Annotated in this window: 18 protein-coding genes; 10 read left to right on the forward strand and 8 right to left on the reverse strand. The window is 53.3% G+C overall.

Annotation, left to right across the window (positions count from 1 at the left end):
* Positions 1-27: 27 nt before the first annotated feature.
* From E5354_RS03055 to E5354_RS03085, 7 genes are all read right to left on the reverse strand, one after another.
* A complete protein-coding gene (locus E5354_RS03055; protein WP_135946379.1) occupies positions 28-1,461 on the reverse strand; it encodes a TlpA family protein disulfide reductase in 1,434 nt (477 codons plus the stop codon).
* Positions 1,462-1,624: 163 nt separating this feature from the next.
* Positions 1,625-4,801 carry an efflux RND transporter permease subunit gene (locus E5354_RS03060; protein ID WP_135946380.1) on the reverse strand — a complete coding sequence of 1,059 codons (3,177 nt, stop codon included), beginning with the start codon at positions 4,799-4,801 and terminating at the stop codon, positions 1,625-1,627.
* A gap of 19 nt (positions 4,802-4,820) precedes the next feature.
* Positions 4,821-5,942: an efflux RND transporter periplasmic adaptor subunit gene (locus E5354_RS03065; protein WP_135946381.1), complete on the reverse strand. Its 1,122-nt coding sequence runs from the start codon at positions 5,940-5,942 to the stop codon at positions 4,821-4,823.
* A gap of 28 nt (positions 5,943-5,970) precedes the next feature.
* Positions 5,971-7,392: an efflux transporter outer membrane subunit gene (locus tag E5354_RS03070; RefSeq protein ID WP_135946382.1), complete on the reverse strand. Its 1,422-nt coding sequence runs from the start codon at positions 7,390-7,392 to the stop codon at positions 5,971-5,973.
* A 132-nt stretch (positions 7,393-7,524) separates the two neighbouring features.
* On the reverse strand, positions 7,525-7,815 hold the full coding sequence (locus tag E5354_RS03075; protein WP_135946383.1) for a DUF721 domain-containing protein: 291 nt from the start codon (positions 7,813-7,815) through the stop codon (positions 7,525-7,527).
* Positions 7,802-8,917 carry a DNA replication/repair protein RecF gene (recF, locus tag E5354_RS03080; protein WP_135946384.1) on the reverse strand — a complete coding sequence of 372 codons (1,116 nt, stop codon included), beginning with the start codon at positions 8,915-8,917 and terminating at the stop codon, positions 7,802-7,804. The genes E5354_RS03075 and recF overlap by 14 nt, the downstream gene beginning before the upstream one ends.
* A gap of 95 nt (positions 8,918-9,012) precedes the next feature.
* Entirely contained in the window at positions 9,013-10,227 is a 1,215-nt protein-coding gene (locus E5354_RS03085) for an alpha/beta hydrolase family protein (protein ID WP_246863728.1), read from the reverse strand.
* Positions 10,228-10,536: 309 nt separating this feature from the next.
* Here E5354_RS03085 and E5354_RS03090 point away from each other — a divergent pair, with 309 nt between their 5' ends.
* The 7 genes from E5354_RS03090 to ccsA all read left to right on the forward strand — a co-directional run bounded on the left by E5354_RS03090 (position 10,537) and on the right by ccsA (position 19,534).
* Positions 10,537-11,850, forward strand: a complete 1,314-nt coding sequence (locus E5354_RS03090) for a hypothetical protein (protein ID WP_135946385.1) — start codon at positions 10,537-10,539, stop codon at positions 11,848-11,850.
* Between the two features lie 38 nt (positions 11,851-11,888).
* Complete coding sequence (locus E5354_RS03095; RefSeq protein WP_135946386.1) at positions 11,889-13,046, forward strand: imelysin family protein; 1,158 nt, start codon at positions 11,889-11,891, stop codon at positions 13,044-13,046.
* Between the two features lie 65 nt (positions 13,047-13,111).
* Positions 13,112-14,491, forward strand: coding sequence for a di-heme oxidoredictase family protein (locus tag E5354_RS03100; protein WP_301702517.1), 1,380 nt, complete (start codon positions 13,112-13,114; stop codon positions 14,489-14,491).
* Positions 14,492-14,523: 32 nt separating this feature from the next.
* Positions 14,524-15,738: a porin gene (locus E5354_RS03105; RefSeq protein WP_135946388.1), complete on the forward strand. Its 1,215-nt coding sequence runs from the start codon at positions 14,524-14,526 to the stop codon at positions 15,736-15,738.
* 56 nt (positions 15,739-15,794) lie between these two features.
* The gene (locus E5354_RS03110; RefSeq protein WP_135946389.1) at positions 15,795-16,454 is read left to right on the forward strand and encodes a hypothetical protein; all 660 of its coding nucleotides are present in this window, start codon (positions 15,795-15,797) and stop codon (positions 16,452-16,454) included.
* Between the two features lie 43 nt (positions 16,455-16,497).
* Positions 16,498-17,637, forward strand: a complete 1,140-nt coding sequence (locus E5354_RS03115; protein WP_135946597.1) for a Rid family hydrolase — start codon at positions 16,498-16,500, stop codon at positions 17,635-17,637.
* Positions 17,624-19,534, forward strand: a complete 1,911-nt coding sequence (ccsA, locus tag E5354_RS03120; protein ID WP_135946390.1) for a cytochrome c biogenesis protein CcsA — start codon at positions 17,624-17,626, stop codon at positions 19,532-19,534. Before E5354_RS03115 ends, ccsA begins: the two co-directional genes overlap by 14 nt.
* A 227-nt stretch (positions 19,535-19,761) precedes the next feature.
* Here ccsA and E5354_RS03125 read toward each other — a convergent pair whose 3' ends face one another.
* Positions 19,762-20,505, reverse strand: a complete 744-nt coding sequence (locus tag E5354_RS03125) for a porin family protein (protein WP_123395069.1) — start codon at positions 20,503-20,505, stop codon at positions 19,762-19,764.
* A 224-nt stretch (positions 20,506-20,729) separates the two neighbouring features.
* Here E5354_RS03125 and E5354_RS03130 point away from each other — a divergent pair, with 224 nt between their 5' ends.
* The 3 genes from E5354_RS03130 (at position 20,730) to spt (ending at position 26,130) form a co-directional block, all read left to right on the forward strand.
* Positions 20,730-23,648 carry a M16 family metallopeptidase gene (locus E5354_RS03130; RefSeq protein WP_123395071.1) on the forward strand — a complete coding sequence of 973 codons (2,919 nt, stop codon included), beginning with the start codon at positions 20,730-20,732 and terminating at the stop codon, positions 23,646-23,648.
* Between the two features lie 222 nt (positions 23,649-23,870).
* Positions 23,871-24,818 carry a YitT family protein gene (locus E5354_RS03135; protein ID WP_123395072.1) on the forward strand — a complete coding sequence of 316 codons (948 nt, stop codon included), beginning with the start codon at positions 23,871-23,873 and terminating at the stop codon, positions 24,816-24,818.
* 124 nt (positions 24,819-24,942) lie between these two features.
* A complete protein-coding gene (spt, locus tag E5354_RS03140; protein WP_123395073.1) occupies positions 24,943-26,130 on the forward strand; it encodes a serine palmitoyltransferase in 1,188 nt (395 codons plus the stop codon).
* Positions 26,131-26,244 lie beyond the last annotated feature (114 nt).

The raw sequence follows: 26,244 nt of genomic DNA on the forward strand, positions 1-26,244 counted from the left end.
GCTTCTGGAATTTGTTGCCGGTAGAGATTAGAGGATGGTGTCGAGGGTGGTGGGGATGTTGTTCTGCTTTTTGACTAGGACTGTCGAGGGGCGGTCGGTGTTCCATTCGACTATCTTTCCGTCGGGGCCTACGAGAATGTAGGTGGGGTAGCCGATGGTGCTGTAGATGGGCGCCGACTCATTGTGCATGATTACGGTGTTGATGTCGTTGAGGTTGTGGCGCTTGATCATGTTTTTCCATCGACGATTGTCGGGATTGCCGCAGCACACTGTCACTATCTGAAGATTGTCGGCCTTGTCGCCGAGCGCTTTCTTGAATTCATCCATTTGTCGGAACTCTTCAAGGCAGGGGCCGCATCCGGTCGACCACATGTCGAGCAGCACCGGCTTGCCCTTGAAGCTGTCGAGCGACAATTCACGACCGTCGGCGTCGATAAGCTTCATGGGCGGCAGGTCGCTTCCCGTGCTTGTGAGCTTGTAGTTTTCGACGGCTTCCGACAACAGGCTCCTGAGCCACGGGGTGGTTATGCCCTCGATTGTCTTGTCGGCAAACGGACGGATTTTTTCATAGGGGTCAAATACCATGCTGTTGCACAGCTGATAGGCGTTGACAACATCGGCAGTGAGCGAGTCGGGCGAAATGCCTCTTGATGCCCGGATTATGTTGTAGTAGTCATCATTGGATAACAGGGAGTCATTGTAGACATTTAAAGTAGCATTGAAGGTTATGTGTCGTGATGCAAAATCGCGTGTATTGGGATACTTCATATCGTCGCCGGTGATGCATTTATAGGGCTCTGATGATTTCAGAGCTGCCTGACCTGCGGTGATGCGTGGCAGCAAGTCGGGGCGTCCGGCGATAAAACCGACGACGCCGAAGTAAGCGTCATGTACAAAGTAGTTGTGATTGGCCAACGTTCCTGACGAAGCCTCGAAATCATCTATCAGCTTGTTGTAGTCGTTGATGTAGTCGTTTATGCTGTCGATGAGCGCCGATTTGGCCGAATCGGTTAATGCGTAGTAGGATGCGACATTAATGTCGAGAAACCGCTTGCGCATGTTTTTGTGGCATAGCAGCGCAAATTCAAGGTCACGGTCGAAGTCCTTGTCGTTGCTTGAAAGAGTGAGCTTGCCGTTATTACAGTTTACTGTCACCGTTTTATCGGGCATCAAAGGTATTGACACGGCATCGTTGTTGACATACAAGTAGGCTTCCTGCAGGGGGCCTTCGATGTCGATCGTGCTTTGGAAATTGCCGTCGTTGTCGATGGCAATCTCCTTGGAATAGTTGTCAAGGTATCCGGTTACGGCCATTTCAAACAGATTGCCGAATGAGGGGTCGACATTTCCGTTTATTACGAAACTTCCTTTTTCGCCTAATGAGGAGATGTTGTCGCTGGCATGCAATCCCAAGGCCGCCGTGAGCATAAGCAATGATGCGATAATGTGATTGGTGTTCATAAATCAGCTGATGTAAAAACAGATATAAATTCCGATACGCAAAAGTAGCAAAAATTATCCAATGTCGATTATTTGCAACAAGGTTTTATGAATTGGTGAAAATCAGGGAGGCTGTGTCGAAAGTGCGGCACAGCCTCCCATGGAAATATGAAGAATGAAGGGTTTAAATCGAACCTTTCGGGATGTCGTCGGACGACTGTGCGGGCACATCGTCCACACCCTTGAAGAATTTGCTCAGCACCTTCTCCTGGAACGTTTGCATCATGTCCCAGAAATTGGGGACAAAGAGGGTTCCGAGGATTGCATTGAGCAGCATTCCGAACACTACGGCCGTTCCAAGCGAAACGCGGCTTTCGGCTCCCGCACCCTTGGCAAACATCATGGGCATTACGCCTAAGATGAAGGCTATCGCTGTCATCATGATGGGGCGGAAACGTATCACGCCGGCATCGAGCGCGGCCTGCTTTATCGTCACTCCTCCCTTGCGGAAATAGGTGGCATACTCCACGATGAGGATTGCGTTCTTGGCCGAGAGGCCGAGCAACAGTATAAGTCCTATCTGAGTGTAGATGCTTATGCTCTGGCTCATGAACATACATCCGAGCACGGTTCCCAGGATGGCTATAGGCATCGACAGCACTACCGCTATAGGGTCGGTCCAGCTCTCATACTGGGCTGCGAGCACGAGCAGTGTAAGGATGATGGCAAAGAGGAACACGGCCGTCACCGTGGTGCCCGACTGGGTTTCCTGATAGGCCTCGCCCGTCCATGCGTAGGAGTAGTTGTTGCCGAGAGTCTTCTTGACAAGCTGCTCCATGGCCTTGATGCCGTCGCTTGAACTGACGCCGTGGGCGACATTGGCGGTTATCGCCGCTGTGGCATACATGTTGTAGCGCGAAGCCGTGGGCTGTCCCATCACCGACTCTATAGTCGTGAACGAGGCAAAGGGCACCATCTCGCCGCCTGAGTTGCGCACGCTCAGCTTCATCACATCCTCGATGTTGCCTCGGGCGCTGTCGTCGCCTTTAAGCGTCACCTGATATACGCGACCAAACTCCACAAAGTCGTTGACATAGCTGCCGCCCATGTAGTAGGCGAGCGTCGAGAATACATCGCTCATCGTGAGCCCCTGAAGCTTTACGCGGTCGCGGTCGATGTTGAGGCGGTACTGCGGCACCTCGCCCTGATACATCGTAGTGATGGAGCTGATGCGCGGCTCATCCTTGGCCGCTTCCTGGATGCTTGCTATGGCCTTCATCATCTCGGCTGCACCGAGGTTGTTTATGTCGAGAAGCTGCATCTCAAGACCCGACGACATTCCCAGTCCAGGAATCGTGGGCGGATTTACCGAGAACACTATCGCCTCCTGATAGCTGTCGGCGATGTTGCGCACGCTGTCGATTATCGCAAACACGCTTTGGCTCTTGGACTTGCGTTCCTTCCACGGCTTCAGCACAACTACGAGCGAGCCCATGTTGGAAGACGCGCCACCGCCGAGGAACGAGAATCCCGATATCGACATGACATCCGACACCTCGGGCAGCCGACGGCGTATCTCGTCGGAGAGGCTGTTGACCACCTTCTCGGTGCGTTCGAGCGATGCTCCCTGCGGCAGCTGGATCGACGACATGAAGTAGCCCTGGTCCTCCTGCGGAATGTAGGATGTAGGCCATTTAAGGAATGCGATAATACCTATAACAGCTACGATGACAAATGCAAGTATGGCGAGCTTGGCGTGATTGAGCGCATGGCCCACCACTCGCTTGTAGAATGCCTCGACGGCGTTATATGCCTTGTTGAATACCTTGTAGATGACATTTTTGGTGTTCTTGTTGCGGGGCGTGAGGAAGAGGGCGCAAAGAGCCGGGGTGAGCGTGAGCGCGTTGAATCCCGAAAATGCCGTAGACACGGCTATCGTGAGCGCGAATTGCTTGTAGAGCTGTCCCGTGATTCCGCTGACGAAAGCCGTAGGGATGAATACCGAGAGCAGCACGAGCACCTCGCCGATTACCGGCCCGGTCAGCTCGTTCATCGCCTTCTCGGCCGACTGTCGCCTTGAAAGCTTGCCTTCATCGACAAGTCGCGAGCAGTCCTCGACCACGACTATCGCATCGTCGACCACAATCGCAATTGCGAGCACGAGGCCGAAGAGCGTAAGAGTGTTTATGGTGAATCCCATGAGCTTCATGACCGCGAATGTGGCGATGAGCGACACCGGAATGGTGAGCATGGGTATTATCACCGCGCGCCAGTTTTGCAGGAATATGAGAATTACAATCATCACGATGAGTGTCGTTTCGACGAATGTCACCGCAACCTCCTCGATTGAAGCAGTTACAAACTGTGATGTGTCCTCGACTACCGAGTATTTCACACCCGGCGGAAAGTATTGGCTGAGCCTGTCGAGCTCCTTCTTGGCGGCCTTCGACACATCGAGCGCGTTGGCTCCGGGGAGCTGCTTGATTCCGAGCAGTGCGGCTTCCTTGCCCGAAACAAGCGTCGTGGCCGCGTAGCTGATGCTTCCGAGGTCGACACGTGCCACATCGCGCAGACGCAGCAGTCCGTCACCGTCGGAGCGGATTATTATGTTGCCGAACTCCTCGGGACTCTGGAGTCGGCCCTGGGAAACGAGCGTGAATTGGAATGCATCGGCTCCGGTCGTGGGAGCTGCGCCCACATCGCCGGCCGACACCTCCATGTTCTGTGACTGGATTGCCGAAAGCACATCGCCCGGGGTGAGTCCGCGGGCACGCATCAGTTCGGGGTCGAGCCACACACGCATGCTGTAGTTGCCTCCGCCGAAAGCCTGAACGCCACCCACGCCCTTGACGCGCGAGAGCTCGTTGACAAGGTTGATGTTGGCGTAGTTGGTGAGGTAGAGAGCGTCATACTTACCGGTGCTGTCGCCTTCGAGGGCGCAGAAAAGCACGATGTTGGTCGACTCCTTGTTGACCGTTATGCCCTGCTGCTTCACCGCTGCCGGCAGTGTAGGCTCGGCCTGGTTCAGTCGGTTCTGCACGTCGATAGCGGCCTGGTCGATGTCGGTACCCTGCTCAAATGTCACGGTTAGCGAGTAGCTGCCGTCGGAACCGGAGTTGGAGCTCATGTAGAGCATGTTTTCCACTCCGTTAATCTGTTCCTCGATAGGAACGCCGATTGTGCGAGCCACGGTTTCGGCATTGGCTCCCGGATAGGAGGCCATCACGCTTACCGTGGGAGGCGTGATGTCGGGGTACTGCGCCACCGGGAGCGATGACACAGTGAGCAATCCCGCCAGCACCATTAGTACGGCAAGCACCGTGGCGAAAATCGGCCGGTCTATGAAAAATTTTGAAAACATGGCGGTTGAGGCATTATGTTTACTTTATCACCGGGTTGACCGGCATACCGTTGCGCACCTTCAGCAAGGCCGATGTCACGTAGCGCGACTGTGGCGTGATGCCTTCGGTTACCACTCGCAGGGTGTCGTTGTAGAGGTCGCCGACCTTTATAGGCGTATATACCACCTTGTCGGAGTCGTTGACCACATAGAGATATTTGCCGAGCTGATCGGTGCCTATCGAAGCGTCCCTCACGAGTATGGCCTTGGGGTCGGTGTCGTAGGGCAGGTGTACCGTCACATACATTCCGTCGCGGAGTTCGCCGTAGGGATTGTCGACCTGAGCCTTCAGCTCGAGCGTACCGGTGCTCTTGTCGATTGTGGGAGCTGTGTAGAAAAGGTCGGCGGTATAGGAGTGGGGAAGCGTGTCGGTGAATGTAAGCGGCACGTGCCTATACACCTCTTCGTCGGCTGTGTCGCGTGAGTTGAGCATGCGCTGATACTGAGTGTCCTCAATCTGGAATATTATCACGACCTTTGAGTCATCGTATATCTGTGCAAGTGTGAAAGGAGATCCTTCCCCGCTTATGAAGGATCCGGGGTCGACTGTCGATGTGGTTATGTGTCCTGTTATCGGGGCTCTTACGGTGCAGTAGCCGAGATTGGTCTGAGCCGTGCTCAATGATGCCTGTGCCTGCTTGATAGCCGCTTCGGCCTGCTCCATCGAACTTTGGGCGTGTATCACATCCATCTGCGACACGGCATCGCTTTCGAGCGCCTTCTTCATGGCCGCGTACTGATTGGAAGCGTATTCATATTCGCTCTTTGCCGTTTGCAGTGCGGCTGATGCCTGCTGCACGGCATCGCGGTATTTCGTAGGTTCGATTGTGAATAGCACTTGTCCTTTTTTTACGAGCGAACCGCTGTCGTAGGTTCTCGTAAGCAGTGTCCCGTTGACGCGGCCCACTACCGCGGCCGAAGTGTTGGCCGATATGTAACCGGGATAGGTCTTGTAGATTGTTATTGAGTCGGTTACGGGCATTGCCACTTCGACGGACATTTCACCGCCTTCCTGATGAGCCGGGCTTTTGTGGTTGCATGCGGCGAGAGTAATCATTGCCAGTCCCGGCAATGTTAAGCGCAGGAGAGTCGATTGTTTCATTGCTATAGGGTGTTTGTTTTTTTATAATTCAAAGTTGTGTTATGTCCCATCCTCCGCCAAGCGCCTGATAGAGGGCCACGAGCGATGTGAGTGCCTTGCCTTGTGCCGCCACGAGCGAGTTCTGGTTTTCGAGCAGGCTCATCTGTGCGTCGACCACGTTGCTGAAGGCCGAGAGGTCGCTCTTGTAGAGGTCGACCGACAGCTCGAGCGACTTGCGGCTCTGCTCGATCACCTTTTTCAGCATCTCGATGTTGTCGAGAGTGGCAAGATAGGTCGACATGGCGTTGTCGACCTCCTCGACGGCGGTCATCACGGTGAGATTGTAGTTGTCCATCTCGATTTCCATCGAGGCACGTGCCGAGGCCATGTTGTAGTTGCGCGCGAGTCCGTCGAATATCGTCCACGACAGTGTGGGGGCTATAGCGTAGGTGAAGCTGTCGTCCTTGAACATGTCGCCTATCCGGTGGGCCGAAGTGCCTATCGAGCCGTTGAGCGTGAGTGTGGGCAGAAACTCCTTCTTGGCGATTCCGAGCTGGGCCGCCGATGCGGCGAGCTGATACTCGGCCTCGACTATGTCGGGGCGTCGACGCAGCAGCTCCATGGGTATTCCGGCGGTGACGATGTGGTGGTAGGAGGGCATGGGGGCGGTTGCCGACAGCCGTTCATACAAGGCTTCGGGGTATTCGCCGAGCAGCAGTGCGAGAGCGTTGATGGCGGTGTGAATCGACGACTTGAGCTGCGGAAGCGTAGCCTGGGTCGAGTAGAACACAATGCGGGCCTGTGTCACATCGAGCATGGAGCAGAGTCCCGCTTCATGCCGCGCCTCGGTCATCTTCAATATCTTTTCCTGCGAGGCTATGTGCTCCTGAGCCACGAGCAGTTCGGCCTGCCACATTCGCAGCGTTATGTAGGTCTTGGCTATGTTGCTGCACAGTGAGGTCATCACGGCGGCATGTTCGGCTCGGGTGGCGTTGTAGGATGCTTTGGCCCCCTTGGCTTTCGTGGCTATTCGTCCGAATATGTCTATCTCCCAGCTCATGTCGATGCCGAGCGAGAAGTAGTCGACCGTGCTTGCGCGTGTCATCACGCTTCCGAGCGCACCCGAGTTGCGTGACTTGGTCCAGCCTCCGCTCAGATTGAATGTCGGGAAGTAGCCGGCACGTATCGAGTTGAGCGCCTGACGTGCCACCTCGATGCGCCTGGCAGCCATGAGTATGTTGTAGTTATTGTTTTCGCCTGCCGTGATGAGCGAGTCGAGCACGGGATCCTCAAAGTAGCTCCACCATCGGTCGTCGGACGGTAACTCCTGACTGAAGTTCTCGTTATAAGTCCACTGCTTGGGAAGTGAATCATTAAGTACCCTGAGCGGCTTGAAGTCATCGGCATTCATCGCCGACGGTGCAAGCAACAGGCCTGTAATCAGGTAAAATGAAATCGATTTGATACGCATATTCGGAAAGACTCAGATGTTATACCGAGTGTCTTCGATTAGTTGGGAGGCACTCTTAGTAATAACTTTCGGTGTGTGCAATCCGTTTACGTATCTACATTAGATTTAAGTTATTTTAAGTCAATGGCTGTGTCAATGTAGTTCGATGGAGGTTATTACATCGGCTCCAACAGCCTCGTTGAGCAGCTGCACAAGCCGGCTGCGGTGATACGACAGCTCGTTTTTCAGCGAGGCCGAGCTGATGTAAACGTGCATCACGCCACGGTCGACATAGCGGCGTGTGGTGTATCGGTTGATGCCGGGACCCACGACCTCCTGCCACAGATAGGCGGCGCGTTGTTCGCGGAATCGGGTTTCAAGCCCGTCGTTGCGCAACGCCTCGTTTATGATGTCGTTGAGTAGCTTGGGGTCAGTGCGTTTCATGGTTGTTCAGCGGTTCAACGGTTCCGTGACTTACGAGCCACAACTTGTAGTCGCCCGTGGTGCGTGACATTATGTCGTCGAGATGGGTGCGGTTGGTGTCGGTTATGAATATCTGTCCGAAGTCGCTTTGCGTCACAAGTTCCATTATTCGCTCCACCCTTGTTGCATCGAGCTTGTCGAAAATGTCGTCGAGCAGCAGCAGCGGCATCATTCCGCACGAGCTTCTCAGAAATTCATATTGCGCGAGGCGCAGTGCAAGCGAGTAGGTTTTGCATTGTCCTTGCGAGCCGGCGCGTCGCATGGGCATGTCGTCGATGAGCATCTCGATGTCGTCGCGGTGAGGCCCCACCGAGGTGTGTCCCACGATTTCGTCATGACGGCGTGCGCTGTCGAGGAGCGATGTCATTGAGGCCCCCGGCGATGAGAGCGTGCTTATGTATCGGAGCGTCACGTTCTCGCCCTCGCCGGCAATGGCGTGGTAGAAGGTGTTGAATATCTCGGTCAGGGTTTCGACCCATCGTGAACGTGCGTTGTGCAGGTAGGTTGCGGCCATGTCCATCTGCAGCTCGACGGCCATGTAAAGATTGTGGTCGACCGAGTGGTCGCGCAACAGGCGGTTGCGCTGCTCGAGTGCGCGGTTGTAGCGGAGCAGGTTGTCGAGATATACAGGGTCGCTCTGTGAAATCACCATGTCCATGAGTCGACGGCGTTCGTCGCCGGCACCTCTTATGAGGTCGATGTCGATAGGAGCCGCTATCACGAGCGGAAAAGCTCCTATGTGACTTGAGAGCCGGTCATACTCTTTGCCTCCGCGTTTCAGCGACTTGCGCTTGCCTCGCGACATACCCAGAACAAGCTCCTCTTCGGCTCCCCGGCGCAGATAGTTGCCTTTGAGTATGGCAAAATCCTCGCCTCGCCGCATGACCATGGAGTCGGTCATTCCGGTGAAGCTCTTGCAGAAGCTGAGGTAGTATACGGCGTCGAGCAGGTTGCTCTTGCCCATGCCGTTGTTGCCGAGGAAGCAGTTGACTTTGGGTGAAAACTCCAGCCGTGCTTCTTCGAAATTCTTGAAATTGGTGATTGAAAGATGTCTTAATATCATAGTCAGTACAAACTTACACAAAAATCCCCGAAATCTTGCGATTCGGGGATTGTAAAATTTTGCTGACTTGGAGTTTTGCGGTGGTTGTGAGGCTGTTATTTCTCGGCCCAGGGCATCCATTTCATGTAGTCGACCTCGCTGAACATGTCGGCGCGGGTGATGTTGGTGTCGATTTCGGGCTTGTCGAGCAGGAATCGGTCGACAAATGCCTCAACCTCGGGATATTGGCTCTCGGGAAGCTGGCAGTGACCGTGGTTGCCCTCGATCGAGAATCCCATGCGCTCCTCGATGCCGAATGTGCGCCACACTTCGCGGGCGGCACGGCTTGACACATAGTTTGACTCGTCGGCGAGCCACTCGAAATCGGTGTTGCCAAGCACGAGCAGGGCTCGGGGTGCTATGAGCGCAGCCACCTGGTGGTGGTCGATGGGAAGTCGCGACACATTCTCTTCGGCAAACTGTGCCATGCTTTCAAGGAACCATGAGTAGTTGGTGCGTCCGAGTGTTTCCACGTTGCCGAGAGTTTCCGACACTCTCCAGGCGTCGACTCCGCCGCCTCCGGGCTCCTGTGCTATTGTGAGGGCTATGCGTTCGTCAAGCGCTCCTGAGAATAGCGCCATCTTTCCGGCAAACGAGCATCCGGTTATGCCGAGGTGCTTCAAGTCGATGCGCGATTGCTCGCCCACGATTTCAAGTCCGTCGATAATTCGGCTCACACCCCAGGGCCATGCGCTGTAGGCTCCTATTTGTATCATGTCGGGGTATATGCGGTTGATGGGCTCGGTGCCGCGTTTCTGGGTGTGCGACATCACCTGCGTGAAGTTGAATGCTATGCCGGCAATGTTGCGGCTCTCGAATATCTGCGGAGGCAGCGATCCGTAGGGGAATCCTACGCCTATCATGGCGGGGAACGGCCCGTCGCCTTCGGGATATTTTATAGTGGCCGAGAGGTTGAGGGTTTCGCCTCCGTTGTGCACTGTCACGCGCAGGGTGTCATTGTCCATGAAAGCCTCGATGCTGTCGCGGCTCACTACCGGCTTTTCGCCTATTTCGTAGTGGTAGAGCTGCTGAATTATTTCGGAGCGGTGGCGCGCCCAGTCATCGAATCGGGTTGAGCGTCCGCTTCCGTCGGCCCATGCAAACGGGTCGGGCAGGGTGGCTATTTCGGGAAGCTGCTGCAGTCCCGGCATCTCGATTACGGGATAGTTGTCGGCTGTGTTCTCGCGGTCGTAGACTGTCGGTATTTCCTTGGGTTGGCATGACGCGAGCATAATCGCAATCAGCGGCAGGGAGAGGGTTGATAATTTCATCGGCTTAAAATTAGGGTAATTTAAAATTAGGTTAATTAAATTATGACTTCGATTAGTAAAAAAGGTTTAACGGGCACTTGTGTAAAAGTTGCGAGGCAGGGTTGTGTCGCGAAGTTCTTTCACCGGTGATAAAATAGTGGTGATGAAGGGTATTATTGATGAATCGCGGTGAAATCAGATGCGTGAAATCTAGGCGGTTAATCATATTTAGTTAGAATGATTCTAAATAATGGGTGAATTTCATCATTTTTGGGTATTTAGCGGATTAGAGGGTGAAACTAATTTTGCATAAACAAAAATTAACCAAAAATGAGTATTTACATAGTGCGAAATTCACTCTTGGCCCTGATTGTTGCAGCAGGTTGCGCATCGGGTTATGCGCAGGATTCAACCGCAGTCGACAGTTACGACAAGTTCCGCTTCGGCGGTTACGGTGAGATTGTGGCATCGTTCAAGGATTATGGTATAAACCGCTTTCAGAAGGATGGCGCGACACGCGAAAACCGCAATACGATATCGATTCCGCGATTTGTCCTTGCGCTTGACTATAAATTCAATTCCAAGTGGGTGCTCGGTGCTGAAATCGAGTTTGAATCGGGCGGCACCGGCTCGGCTTATGAAATTGAGAACACCGAAAACGGCGAGTATGAAACCGAGATAGAGAAGGGCGGCGAGGTGGCTCTTGAGCAGTTTCACATAACGCGCGTCATATCCCGCGGGCTGAATGTGCGTGTAGGGCATCAGATAGTGCCTGTGGGGCTCACCAATGCCCACCATGAGCCTATCAACTTCTTCGGCACCGTGCGCCCCGAGGGTGAAACCACACTCCTGCCCTCGACATGGCATGAAACAGGGTTGTCGCTGTTTGGCTCGTTGGGGCGTGGCTACGGCCTGCTGGACTATGAGGTTATGGCTGTGGCCGGACTTAATGCCAACGGCTTTGACCGCAATGAGTGGATCGCCGGCGGTAAGCAGGGGTTCTTTGAAAACGACAATTTTACATCGCCGGGCTATGTCGTGCGCATTGATTACCGAGGTGTGCCCGGATTGCGCACCGGAGTGTCGGCCTATTACTGCCGAAACACTGGAGCCAACTCCGACAAGTCGCAGACCTATAAGAGCTACGGGCGTATTCCGCTCACGCTGGTGTCGTGGGATGCACAGTACCGCAACCTCTATGTCACGGCACGGGCCAACGTGCTTTACGGCCATCTAGGAAACAGTGCGGCCGTCAACGATGTCAACGGTAAGCTATCCAACGCATCGCCTTATAGCCGACTCACGCCTGTAGCCAAGAATGTACTTGCCTACAGTGCCGAAGTCGGAGTCAATTTAGCCATTGTTTCGGGCATCAGGCAGTGTCCTGTCATCTATCCTTTCGTGCAGTATGAGTATTACAATCCCCAGCAGAGGGTGGAGCAGCCCCGCACCCCCGACAAGCGTCTTGAAGTGAGCAAGTGGAGTGCCGGATTAAACTGGTTTGCATTGCCGGGCCTCGTCGTGAAGGCCGACTATACGACACGCCAGATAGGGACTTCGCGTGTGTTTGGTCGCGGAGAGTATAACAGCGAGAATGAATTTTCAATCGGAATCGCCTACATTGGGTGGTTCATAAGCCGATAGTAACGACAATAATCAATAACAAAAATCAATAACCCAAGATGAAGAGAACATCAATCACAACGGCCTTTGCCGTAGCCCTGACACTGGGCCTTGCATCATGCGGAAGCGACAATCAGCCCGACAATCCCGGCGATGACACAGTCAATGCCAAGGATATAGACTACACTTCGGCCAACTCAAAGAGCTGGCACAACTACATGATCAATGTAGCCCTCCTGCTTAGCGATGACGCTCAAAGCCTTTGCGACGCATGGACGGTGAGCTATAATGGGGGCGAACCTTTTGCGACGACATTCAAGAATCACTCCAAAGGAGCCTATCAGAGCGCGTTGAATTGCCTGGAGCAGATTGTCGACGGTTGTGCCGACATAGCCAATGAGGTGGGTACCGCTAAAATCGGCGACCCTTACAATCTCTACATGGCCGGACGCACCGAGGAGGCGTTATATGCCGTGGAGTCGTGGTACAGCTGGCACTCGCGTGACGACTACACCAACAATATCCGCTCAATACGCAACTCCTACTACGGCTCGCTTGACGGAACGGTGAACACGCACTCGATGTCGGCGCTCATAGCCGAGGCCGATCCCGACCTCGATGCACGCTTGAAGGCCGCGATACAAAAGGCGGCCGACGACATACAGGCCATACCTCAGCCCTTCCGCAATCACATAAACAGCTCTGAGGCCAATGTCGCGATGGAGTCATGTGCCTCACTCGAAGCGTTACTTAGCAACGACCTGAAGCGTGCGCTTAACTCCATGTCGGGCAATGACGAGATGCTCGACGCAATCGTGGAGAGTTATGTCGACGAGGTGGTTGTGCCTACCTACCGTAACCTTGTGTCATGTAACAATGCATTGCGCGACGCAGTGAATCGACTTGCCCGCAATCCTTCGGATGCCGCATTTGAATCGGCTTGCGATGCATGGCTTGAAGCGCGTGAGCCGTGGGAGAAGAGCGAGGCCTTCCTATTCGGCCCCGTGGACCAACTCGGCCTTGACCCCAACATGGACAGCTGGCCTCTCGACCAGAATGCAATAGTGCAGAACCTGAACACCGGCAGCTTCGACGACCTTGACTGGAGCGACGGCGACAGTGACGATGTGATAGAGGCAGCTCAGAACCTGCGCGGATTTCACACTCTTGAGTTTCTGCTCTTCAAGGACGGACAACCGCGCCGAATCAAGGAGTGACACCTGATATGAACCGACTGTTTATAATAAAGAGTATATCGGCACTCGTCGTTGCGCTGGCCGTCATGTCGTGTGACGACGAGGGGCTCGATGTGCTCGACATCGAGGTTCCCGAAGGCTATGCTCTCTCGGCTGGCACCTCTACCATATTCATGAACTCGTCAAAAGCCTACGACAGCGAGGCCGAGTGGGTGACCGGAGCATTGGCGAGCCGCTTCACGCGAGGCGACAGGCTCTACGACGACATGCGCACGAGCAGCAACGACTACGGAGGCGGCCTTGGCCCTGTCTATGCCGGATATTCGTGCGGAAGCTGCCATGGCAATGCCGGACGCACCAAGCCGGCACTGTGGAGCGACGGCGGTTCGGGCCCTTACGGATTCTCGGCGATGCTCGTCTATGTCACGCGCAAAAACGGAGCGTTTTTCAAGGATTACGGGCGCGTGATTCACGATCAGGCAATATACGGAGTCAGTGCCGAGGGCAAGCTGAAGGTTGAGTGGCGTTACGAATCGGGAAGTTTTCCCGACGGTGAAACCTATGAACTCGCCTGTCCCTCCTACACGATTACCGACTGGTATGCCGACGAGATAGACCCTGACGACCTGTTTTGCACGGTGCGCATTCCACTGCGTCACGTGGGGATGGGACAGATTATGTCGCTCGATCCCGTCGAGATAGAGGCGCTTGCCTCGCGCAGCAACTATCCCGAATACGGCATAAGCGGCCGATGCAACTACGTGACCGAGCGAGGGGTGTTGTCGTTGGGCGTGTCGGGCAATAAGGCCCAGCACGCCGATCTCACGGTGGAGCTGGGATTTTCAAGCGACATGGGTGTCACCAACAGCCGATACCCCGAAGAGATATGTGAAGGGCAGATTCAGATTAACCAAGGGTCGATGATGGGACTACTATATGACAAACTTGACGTGTCGACCGAGGATATGGAGAATGTCGACCTCTACATGCAGTCGCTCGGAGTGCCGGCCAGGCGCAATGTCAATGATCCCGAGGTGAAGATGGGGGAGCGCATGTTCTATGAGGCCAAGTGTCATTTGTGTCACGTGACTACGCTGCACACGAGGCCGCGCGGGTCGGTGCTGCTCAACGGAACACAGCTGCCGTGGCTCGGCAACCAGACGATACATCCCTATTCCGACTTCCTGCTTCACGACATGGGTTCGGAGATAATGGGAGTGGGACTTAATGACAACTATGTGTCGGGCCTTGCCCGTGGCAATGAGTGGCGCACAACCCCGTTGTGGGGAATCGGGCTTCAGGAGAAGGTGAACGGTCACACCTGCTTCCTGCACGACGGCCGTGCGCGCAACTTCGTCGAGGCAATAATGTGGCACGGCGGTGAAGGCGAAGCGTCACGTAATCTTTTCAAGGCGATGACTAAAGAGCGGCGCGACGCGCTTGTGAAGTTTCTGGAATCGCTTTAGATGTCACTGACAATCAATTAAAATGCAAGTATATGAAAAAGATTTTTGCGATAATGTCGATTATGCTGATGCTGCACGCGACGGCATCGGCGCAATATGACGCCGATACTGAAAACGGGGTCGTGTCACTTGCTGGTCGCGACGGCTTTACATGGAGCAGCAACAGCGGCGACTTTGTGTTCAAGCCCTATCTGCTTGTGCAGACCTCGGCCAATTACAACTACTATGACGACGAGGGGCTTGATGCCGCCTACAATCAGGACAATGTGGCCAACAGCGGATTTGCAATACCCTATGCCGTACTCGGATTTACCGGCAAGGCTTTCGGGATAGTCACCTACAACCTGTCGATAAATGCAGCGGCAAGCGGGGGCAACCTGCTTCAACAGGCATGGGCCGATGTGAAGCTTCGCGATGAGGTGGCGGTGCGTGTGGGTAAATTCAAGACCCCCTTTTCACATGCGATTCTCACGACTCTGGGCGAAACGCTGATGCCTTCGCTGCCGTCATCGCTCACTACACCGGTCATAATGCCACATTCGCTGAACGCGGTAGCTCCTAAGATCGGTACGGGATTTGATCTCGGAGTCGAGGTTCACGGCATGATACGCGACCGATGGGGCTATCAAGCCGGAATATTCAACGGCACGGGGGCGGCCGTCAACGGCGCCACCAAGACATTCAGCGACGACTGGCACATACCGTCGCTGCTCTATGCCTGCCGCTTCACATTTCAGCCCAAAGGCGTGATGCCTGCGACACAGGGCAATCCGCGTCAGCTCAATCTCGACAGGATGCTCATAGGCGTGTCGGCGTCGCTCAATGTCGAGAGTGAAAACGAAAGCACCAACGATTTTCGTGCAGGAGCCGAGTTTGCCTGGCTTAAAGGGCGAATGTATATCGGTGCCGAACTTTACTACATGCGTGTGGGATTCACCAAGCGACAGAAGATTCATGACTCCTACAGCTACACGGGAGGTTACATCCAAGGAGGTTACTTCATCACCGACAGGCTGCAGGGTGCGTTGCGTTACGACCTCATGGACCGTAACGGACTCGACCGCGGGGGCTTGCTGAACATGCCTGCGGCGGGGATAAATTACTTTTTCAAGGGGTGCAATCTGAAGCTGCAGGCCATGTATCAGTACATGGGTCGTGTGGGTCATGACAGCCAGCTCGACCGTGACAATGACAACCTGGGACTGGCCATGCACTCAGGTACAGTGATGATTCAATATACATTCTGATGATGAATCGAGCTATTTTTACTATTTTTGTAACTGTAGTCGGATTTTTGATGTTTTTGGCATCATGTGATGACGGACCGGTTTACGGCAGCGCCGAGCTGAAGCCCGAAAACGGACTCGTGCTTAAGCTTACCGGAGAGCTTTCGGGAACCGGCCGGTGGAACGCGGGAGGCTACAGCCTTGTCGTGGCCGGGTTTGACGACAGCGATTACGCCGTTATCACAAAATCGGTGCCTCAGTCGGTCGACGGAGCCGCTGTAACGGTGGTTATGTCGGGCATAGGTGAGAGCGTTACATCGCTTGAACTGTGTGTCATCAATCGTCTTCGCCGCCGGGTGGTGACATTTGCCTCGGTGTCGACAATCTCGGGCGATGACACGGTGAGATTGCCGGTAGGACGCATGGATGTCAGTGTCTACAGCGCATTGCAGGCCGGGGTGTTTGACGCCTCGTGTGTACAGTGTCACGGTGGCAGCAACCATGCAGCGGCCGGGCTCTACCTCACCGGCGACCGCAGCCGCGAGTCGCTTGTCGACATCCCTTCGACTGTTGTCGGGGATGCCGTGCGTGTATTACCAGGCAATGCCGATGAAAGCATCCTCTACGGGGTTGTGTCAACCGACATGACTCGCGGATGGAGCTTCGATCACTCGGCTTTGCTCGATGTAACATCGGTCGAATTCATTAAAAACTGGATTAACAATGGAGCAGAATAACATAACAAAATACAGTCACGTTACAATAGACAATAACAACGCAATGGAGTATAGTCATGTCACACTCGGCAGCGGAAGCATTGATGTGACGCTTGCCGCATTCAAGCCTGCGGAGGGCGTTGCCGAGTATCACGCCATGTTACGATGCCTGATTCCGGGCACAACTTTCAGCGAGCAGCTTGACGGCGTGCTTCAGGCCTGCGCCGAGCTGTCGGCTACGCTCGGCCGTGATGTTCGTCCGGTGTTCAAGCGTTACTTCCTGAGCGATGCCGCCAATCAGGCGGCTGAGATACCTGTCGAGAGCGAATGTGCCGTTTCGGTAATCGAGCAGTCGCCCCTCGACGGGACAAAGATTGCACTTTGGGTGTACTTCCAGGATGATGTGACGGTGAGAAACCTGTATAACGGACTTTTTGAGGTGACGCACGGTGATTACCGTCACTTCTGGCAGGGAAACGCCTATGCGCCCGACCTTCAGTCGGAGGTGGCCACACGCGCATTGCTGTGTGATTACGCACTGAGGCTTGAGGACGAGGGCTGCACACTGGCCCGCAACTGCATGCGCACGTGGTTTTTTGTCCAGAATGTCGATGTGAACTATTCGGGTGTCGTGAAGGGGCGCAATGAGGTGTTTGCGACCAACGGCCTCACCCGCGACACACACTTCATAGCAAGCACCGGAATATGCGGACGACATGCCGACCCACGTGTGGCGGTGACGATGGACACTTATGCCGTCGACGGGTTGCGTGACGGTCAGCACGGCTATCTCTACGCTCCCGACTACCTCAATCCCACCTATGAATACGGTGTGTCGTTTGAACGTGGCGCCTACATCGACTACGGCGACCGCCGCCATGTGCTCATTTCGGGTACGGCCAGCATCAACAATGAGGGCAAAATCATGTATCCGGGCGACATAAGGCGTCAGACAATGAGAATGTGGGACAATGTTCACGCTCTTCTTGACGAGGCCGGGTGCTCGTGGGACAATGTGGGCCACATCATCGTCTATCTTCGCGACCTGTCGGACTATGCCGTGGTCAATTCAATGTTCCGTGAACGTTTCCCCGACATTCCGCATGTGATAGTCCTTGCTCCGGTGTGCCGTCCCGGCTGGCTTGTCGAGATGGAGTGTATGGCAGTCAAGCCATGTCACAATGAGAGTTATGCGCGTTTTTAAGCGTGTCGCAATAACGGTCTACATCGTTACGACGGCTGTGTTGGCCGTAACCACATTCATGTCGCCGTCGGTCTACTCGTCGGTGTGGTTTGTCACGTTGCTTGCATTATGGGGCGTTACGCTCGTCGCGGGCATGGTGATGACCGGCATGTGGCACCGGTTGCCGTCGTTTCTGTTGCACTCGTCGTTTGTGTTGATGCTTGCGGGCGGACTGGTGACCTACGTTTCAGGCGAGAAGGGTTACGTGACAATGTCGCCGGGCGATGAGGTATCGTCGTTTAATCTTGAATCGGGAGGAGTGTCGCAGTTGCCTGTGACATTGCGGCTCGACAGCTTCCATGTGGAATATTATCCCGGCGGCGTGGCTCCGAAGGATTATGTCAGCTTCATCCGTGTCGACGGCGAGCCTTGCCGCATATCGATGAACAATATACTTGAACGTGACGGTTATCGTTTCTACCAGTCGTCCTACGATGGACGGGGCGGCACACTGCTTGCTGTGAACCACGATCCGTGGGGCACGGGCATAAGCTATGCCGGATACCTGTTGCTGGCCGTGGGGGGCTTGATGCTGATGTTGTGGCATAAGGGGCGGTTCATGACATTGTTGCGCGGATTGAGCGTTGTCGCGATGCTGTTGTTGTGCGGCAATGCGGCCGATGCCTCCTCGATAAAGGGAATTACCCGCGAGCAGGGCGATTCGCTTGCGTCACGGCAAGTCATCTACAACGGCAGGGTGGCCCCGTTTAACACTCTTGCGCGTGACTTCGTGACGAAGTTGTCGGGCAGCGCATCCTACAGGGGGCTGTCGGCCGAGCAGGTCGTAGCTTCATGGATGTTGTATCCCGAAGAGTGGCAACACCAGCCCATAATATCGATAGAGAGCGACGAGTTGTGTCGCAGGCTCGGCATCGAGGGCGGCATGGCGCGAATGACCGACCTCTTTGACAACGATGGTCGCTACAGGCTGGAGGCGATGTATAAAGGTACCGACCGCGGACTTGACCGTGACATACTTGAAGTGGACGAAAAGGTGGGACTGGTGCTGATGCTAACCTCCGATGAGCTGATAGTGCCGCGTGGCGATGATGTGGCCCCGTTGTCACGAGCCAAGGTTGCGGTGGAGATTGCGTATAACCGCTTGCCGCTTGAACGGATTTTCTTCATGTTCACGCTGTCGATGGCCGTGATTGCTTTTTTAGCATTTGCCATGAAGTGGCGTTGTCGCAGGCTGCTTGTCGCGGCACTCTATGTTTCGTTGTCGCTTCAGGCGTTGAATTATGCCATGCGATGGTATGTGTCGGGCTCGATTCCGCTTGCCGACGGTTACGAAACCATGCAGTTCCTGTCGTTGGCAGTTCTTGTGCTGACCTGTGTTATTTACCGGCGAAATGAGTTTGCATTGCCGTCGGGCATGCTGCTTGCCGGTTTTGCCGGACTTGTGGCGTGGCTCGGCGAGTCGAATCCGACGATAACGCCGCTGTTGCCTGTGCTGTCGTCGCCTTGGCTGAGCCTGCACGTGACATTGGTGATGATAGCCTATGCGCTGCTTTCGTTCACGATGCTCAACGGCATTGTGGCTCTCACGATGAAGCGTGAGCGTGAGCGGCTTATGGCGATGAGTACGGTGCTGCTCTATCCGGGAGTGGTGTTGCTCGGCATCGGAATATTCGCCGGTGCGGTGTGGGCCAATGTGTCATGGGGGCGATATTGGGGATGGGATCCGAAGGAAACATGGGCATTGATTACATTCATGGTCTATGCGGTGCCGCTTCACACATCTATTGCGAGATTACGCACTCCGCTCAACTTCCACATCTACCTGATTCTGGCATTCCTGACCGTGATAATGACCTACTTCGGCGTCAACCTCCTGCCCTCGCTGCACGCGTATTGAGCTGACTGCGACTACCCCAACGAAGTTACGCGTTGGCTCAGCGGTGAACACAACTTTACCATCTCAACCATTGCCATGCTCTCTACATTCTTTGGCGAATCGATAATTACAGTGTAATCTCACTATAGACCGGGCGAGGGTTCGGGACTTGTGGATTAAAGGAAAAAGCCCTTCGGAGAGAAGGGCTTTTTCGTGGATAAACAAATAACATGCAACTAAACAGTTGTTTAGAAGTTGTAGCCGAGGGTGAATGTCCATGCTTTGTTGTGACCGTCGGGGTGTTTCTCGGTTTGGGGCAGCTCGCGCAAAACGTTGCGGCAGCTGAAGTGGTAGTGCGCACCGATGTAGTAGTGCTGCATGACGAGAACACCGAGTCCCATCTTCAGTCCCCAGTCGTAGGTCTGCACCATTCCTTTGTCGCCGAAGCAGTCGCTCTTGAAGTCGCGACCTATTACCTGCGGAGCTGTAGGCTCGGTGTCGGATGTGCCGTAGACGGTGTATTTGTTGGCTCCGCCGAATCCCCACGCGAAGTAGGGACCGAAGTCGATCTGTACCTGAGCGAGCTCGGCCACACCCAGTCGCAGTGATGCGAGGATGGGTATTCTGATGTAATTGCCGGTAAGCTGGCCGTCGATAGCTTTCAGCACATTGTCGGAATTGACAAGATAGTGATAGGTGCTTTTGCGGGTGTCCAAGAATATTCCCGGTTGTATTGTGAAAAAGTTTCGCAGATTTATGTCGACAACCATTCCGGCCGAGAAACCGCCTTTCCATTGGTTGTGGTTCCACTTGATGTCCTGAAATGCGTCATCATAGTTGGTGGTGAGGTTGGAGGTGTTGAAGCCCGCTCTCACACCTACCTGAAACAACTTGGCGGGTACACCGTAGTCGATGAGGGTCTGAGCCTGCGATGATACTGATATTCCTATAAGCAGAAGCGCTGCAAATAGACGGGAAATGGTTTTAGTCATAATATTGGAAGTATAATTTAATAATTGATAGTGTAAAATTACTTAATAAGATTGAATAATACAATATCACAAGACAATAAATATACAAATAGACAAACAATACGGATAACATGGATAATGTGTAGAAATTTGACATATAAATTGATTTTCCTCAGCTGAAAGATTGACAATTGAGCAATTAGAGTTATTTTTGCAAAAAGTTATCACAAATCATAATCATTATTATGAAATCAATCATCAATTACATTCTCGCGATTGTAATGCTGTCGATGACGGCGTTTTCAATCCATGCAGCGAAGTATGAGTACAGAACCGTACCCAACGACCCGCTGAAAGCCAAACTCTACACACTTCCCAACGGTCTTAAGGTCTACATGACCGTAAACAAGGATCAGCCGCGTATACAGACGTATATAGCAGTGCGCGTGGGTGGAAAGAACGACCCCGCCGAAACCACCGGACTTGCCCACTATTTCGAGCATCTGATGTTTAAGGGTACTCAGAATTTCGGAACATCGGATTACAAGGCCGAGAAGCCTCTTCTCGATGAGATAGAGCGACTCTTTGAGGTTTACCGCAAGACTACCGACGAGGCCGAACGTGCCGCACTCTATCACCGCATCGACAGCGTGAGCTATGAGGCGTCCAAGATCGCCATTCCCAATGAATATGACAAGCTTATGGCTGCCATCGGTGCATCGGGAACCAACGCATTCACCTCCTACGATGTCACCTGTTACACCGAGGACATTCCCTCGAATCAAATCGAGAACTGGGCGCGCATCCAGGCCGACCGCTTCGAGCATCCGGTGCTGCGCGGATTCCACACAGAGCTTGAAACAATCTATGAGGAGAAGAACCGCTCCCTTACCAGTGACTCGCGCAAGGCTTACGAGAAGATGCTCGCGCTGCTGTTTCCCAACCATCCCTATGGAACTCAGACAGTGCTCGGCACACAGGAGCATCTTAAAAATCCGTCGATCACCAATGTCAAGAACTATCACTCGCAGTGGTATGTGCCCAACAACATGGCAATATGCGTGAGCGGTGATTTTGATCCCGACAACATGATCGACATCATCACCAAGTACTTCGGCAACCTGAAGCCCAATCCCAATCTGCCTGTGTTGAAGTTCAAGGAGGAGGCTCCCATAAAGGCTCCCATAAAGGCCGAGGTCATGGGCAACGAATCGGAAATGCTGTTTATCGGATGGCCTTTCCCCGGTTCAGGAAGCCGTGAGGTTGAGGTGCTCGACATTCTCAGCTCCATCCTGAGCAATCAGGGTGATGCCGGCTTGATCGACATTGACATAAACCAGCAGCACAAGGCACTTGCCGCCGGTGCGGGAATGTACAACATGGCCGACCGCACCGCATTCATGCTCATCGGCGCTCCCAAGGAGGGACAGACACTTGACGAGGTGCGCGACCTGCTCCTCGCCGAAATCGACAAGCTGCGCAAGGGCGAATTTGACGAGAGCCTTATCGAAGCTACGATCAACAACTACAAGCGCAATGTACAGAGCAGCATCGAGAGCAATGAAAATCGTGTGAGCATGTTCCTCGACTCATTTGTCAACGGTACGGACTGGGCCGACGATGTAGCATCGATCGACCGTCAGTCAAAGCTTACCAAGAAGGATATCGTGGACTTTGCCAACAAGTATCTCGGCGACAACAACTATGCCATCGTCTATAAGCTTCAGGGCAAGGACACCACCGAGCTCAAGATGTCGAAGCCCGCACTCACTCCCATCGTGATGAACCGTGAGATGTCGAGCGACTTCCTCAAGGAAATCCAGTCGAGCAATGTGAAGCCCATCGAGCCCGTGTTCCTTGACTACAACAAGGATCTCACTATCTTCAATACAAAGAAGAGCAACATCCCGGTGCTTTACAAGAAGAATGAAACCAACGGATTGTTTGAGCTCACCTATGTGTTTGACATGGGTAACCGTCATAACCGACTGTTAGGCACTGCCGCTCAGTATCTCGACCTGCTCGGCACCAAGGACATGACCGCCGAACAGATAAAGAATGAGCTTTACCGACTCGGATGCACGTTCTTTATAAGTCCCGGCACCGACCGCCTCTATGTGCGCATCAACGGACTTAGCGAGAACATGCCTCAGGCCGTGGCTCTTGTCGAGAAGCTGATGAACGAGGCTGTTGTCGATAAGGAGGCATATAACGGACTCGTGAACCGCCTGTTGAAGTCACGCGATAACAACAAGAGCAGCGAAAGCGCCAACCAACGTGCTTTGCAGTCCTACATGATTTATGGTGATGCCGCCAAGAAGCTCAATCTTACCAACGATGAACTCCGCAACCTCGACCCTGCCAAGCTCACCGAGGCTATACGCGACCTCAATTCCTACAAGCACCGCATAATCTACTACGGCCCCTACAGCGAAACCGAACTTACATCGCTCGTAGACCGCGAACACAAGACTCCGGCCGCATTGAAGGATATTCCCAATGTTCCCCGTCTTAAGATGAGAGAAACAACCGAGCCGGTAATCTACGTGGCTCCTTACGACTCCAAGCAGCTGAAGATGATGCAGTACTCCAACAACGGCGAGAAGTATAATCCGTCGATTGAGCCTGTGGTGACCCTCTACAACGAGTATTTCGGAGGCAGCATGAACTCGATAGTGTTCCAGGAGATGCGCGAGAGCCGCAGTCTTGCTTACTCGGCAGGCGCTTACATGTCGTCGCCCTCTTATCTCGACCAGCCTTACGTTTATATAACCTCTATAGGCACGCAGAACGACAAGCTCTTCGACGCTATAAACGCATTTGATGAGATTATCAACAATATGCCGCAGAGTGCGCCCGCATTCTCGCTTGCCAAGGAGGGTCTTGACGCCCGCCTGCGCACCGAACGCGAAATCAAGGACATGGTGGCATGGTCCTACATAAACGCTCAGGACCTTGGCGAAACAACCGATGTGCGTCGCCGCATATTTGAGGCTCTTCCCTCACTCACGCTTGAGAATCTCACCGATTACCAGAAGTCGGATATCGCAGGACGCACCTATAATTACTGCATCCTTGCCAATATCGACGACATCGATCTTGACGCTCTTGGAAAGCTGGGCAAGGTGGTTGTGCTGACAACCGATGATATATTCGGTTATTGATATATCTACAGCCCACTGAAATAATAAGCGGAATATCGTCGCCGGGTTTCCTGTGTATCGGGAATCCGGCGATTCCTTTTTTTGTCGTGCGTGACCGACGGTTGCCGGGAGGGCTGAGCCGATACTGAATTATTGTGGAGAAATGTTTGTAAAGTTTAAATTGTTGGGTTAATTTTGCACTTCAAAATTGGGAATTTTAATCAACAGTTAATCTGTATCTCTATGCCAAAGTTATCACGCAACATCTGGTTGTCGTCCAAGGACTATGTGTTTATAGTCTTGGGTTTGTGCATCTATGCATTCGGTTTCACTGCTTTTGTTCTCCCCGAAAAGGTAGTTATCGGCGGTCTTGTCGGAGTGGGTTCACTCGTATATTTCCTAACCGATATCCCTGTGGCCATCACCTCCTATGCCTGCAACCTGTTGTTGCTTGCAATCGCCTACAGGATTGTGGGGCGTCAGTTTGTGGTGCGCACAGTGTTCGGCGCCACGGTGCTGAACCTCCTTATAGGTATAATGCAGCCGCTTTTCCCCGAGCCGCTCATAGCCCAGCAAACGTTTATGAACATCATCATAGGCGGTGTCCTTTGCGGAGTGGGCATCGGTCTGGCATTTACCCATAACGGCAGTACGGGCGGCACCGACATCGTGGCCGCGATGGTGTCGAAGCGCAGCAACGTGTCGATAGGCCGCATGATGATATATTGCGATTTCTTGATCATATCGTCGAGCTTCTTCCTTTTCTATCAGATCGACAAGGTGGTCTACGGTCTTGTAGTTACGTTCCTTGCATCGTTCATGACCGACCAGGTGATAAACACCAACCGTCAGGCTGTCCAGTTCACCATCATATCGCGTTATTGGGAGGAAATAGCCACTGCAATCAATAATGAGGCCCGTCGAGGCTGCACCGTGCTCTCGGGAATGGGCTGGTACACCAAGCATGAGGTTAAGATGCTCATCGTCATGTGTCGCAAGATTGAATCGGTCACCATATTCCGCATAGTCAAGTCGATCGACAAGGACGCATTCATCACCCAGGCCAATGTCAACGGAGTCTACGGTCAGGGATTTGACATGGTAAAGCTCAAGATGAAGCCGAGCAAGAACCATGACGGACTCCAAGAGCCGGCTCATGCAGTGCCTCATGATGCGATAAAACAAGAATAATAGAAGAAAAAAGTGTAAATGTGACATTTATTAGCGAAAAATAGCTATCTTTGCAGCCTGCATTTTGGTAAGAAGTGCCATTTAGGCAGAAGTCAGTCACAAAACGCTTACTTACACATAGACTATGAAGCTATTACAAGCTAAACTGGACAAGTATCAGGAACCGCAGAAGGCTAAGGCTGCGGGCATTTATCCTTATTTTAGAGAAATATCGAGCGAACAGGATCCCGAGGTTATAATAAATGGCCGCAAGGTGCTGATGTTTGGCTCCAATTGCTACAGTGGACTCGTGAATCATCCCAAGATTAAAGAGGCTGCCATTGAGGCAATTAAGAAGTACGGCACGGGATGTGCCGGTTCGCCGTTCTTGAACGGTACGCTTGACATCCACAAGGAGTTGGAGGCAAAGCTTGCTGAATACGTTGGAAAGGAAGACGCAATGATTTATTCAACCGGATTCGGAGTTAATCTCGGAGTCGTTTCCACATTGACAGGCCGTGAGGATTACATCCTTTGGGATGAGCAGGACCACGCTTCCATCATCGAGGGCCGTCGATTGTCGTTCTCTCAGTCGTTGAAGTACAAGCACAACGACATGGAGTCGCTTGAAAACCAGTTGAAGAAGTGCGATCCTTCAAAGGTAAAGCTTATAGTCACCGACGGCGTTTTCTCGATGGAGGGCGATGTAGCCAACCTTCCTGAAATAGTGCGTCTTGCCAAGAAGTATGATGCAAGCGTGATGGTCGACGAGGCTCACGGTATCGGAGTGTTCGGTCGCGGAGGTCGCGGAACATGCGATCATTTCGGAGTTTCCAAGGATGTGGATCTCATCATGGGAACATTCAGCAAGTCGTTTGCATCGCTTGGCGGATTCATCGCCTGCGACAAGTCGATTACCAATTACCTGCGTCACCATTCACGTTCCTATATATTCACAGCCAGCATAACTCCCGCATCGACTGCCGCTGCTATGGCAGCACTTGAAATCATGCAGCAGGAGCCTCAGCTTCAGGAGCAACTCTGGGCGCTCACACACTATGCGCTCGAAGGATTCCGCAATATGGGCTGCGAGATAGGCAACACCTCGACCCCCATCATTCCGCTCTTCATCCGCGACAACTACAAGACATTTGCCATCACCCGCGACCTTCTCGAGGAGGGCATATTTGTCAACCCCGTGGTTTCGCCGGCAGTGGCTCCCCAGGATACGCTGATACGCTTCAGCCTCATGGCCACTCACACCAAGGATCAGGTTACTACCGCCCTTGAAAAGATTCAGAAGGTGTTCAAGAAGCACGGTATATTGAAATAGTATATCCAACACTACAGATTATATGTCGACATGGCCGTCTATCGCTGACGGCCATGTATTTTTTTGTGCGCGAGAAAAAAATCGTGCCGTCACATGAAAAAAATTAAGTAAAAC

Source organism: Muribaculum sp. NM65_B17 (assembly GCF_004793735.1).
Lineage (GTDB): Bacteria > Bacteroidota > Bacteroidia > Bacteroidales > Muribaculaceae > Muribaculum > Muribaculum gordoncarteri.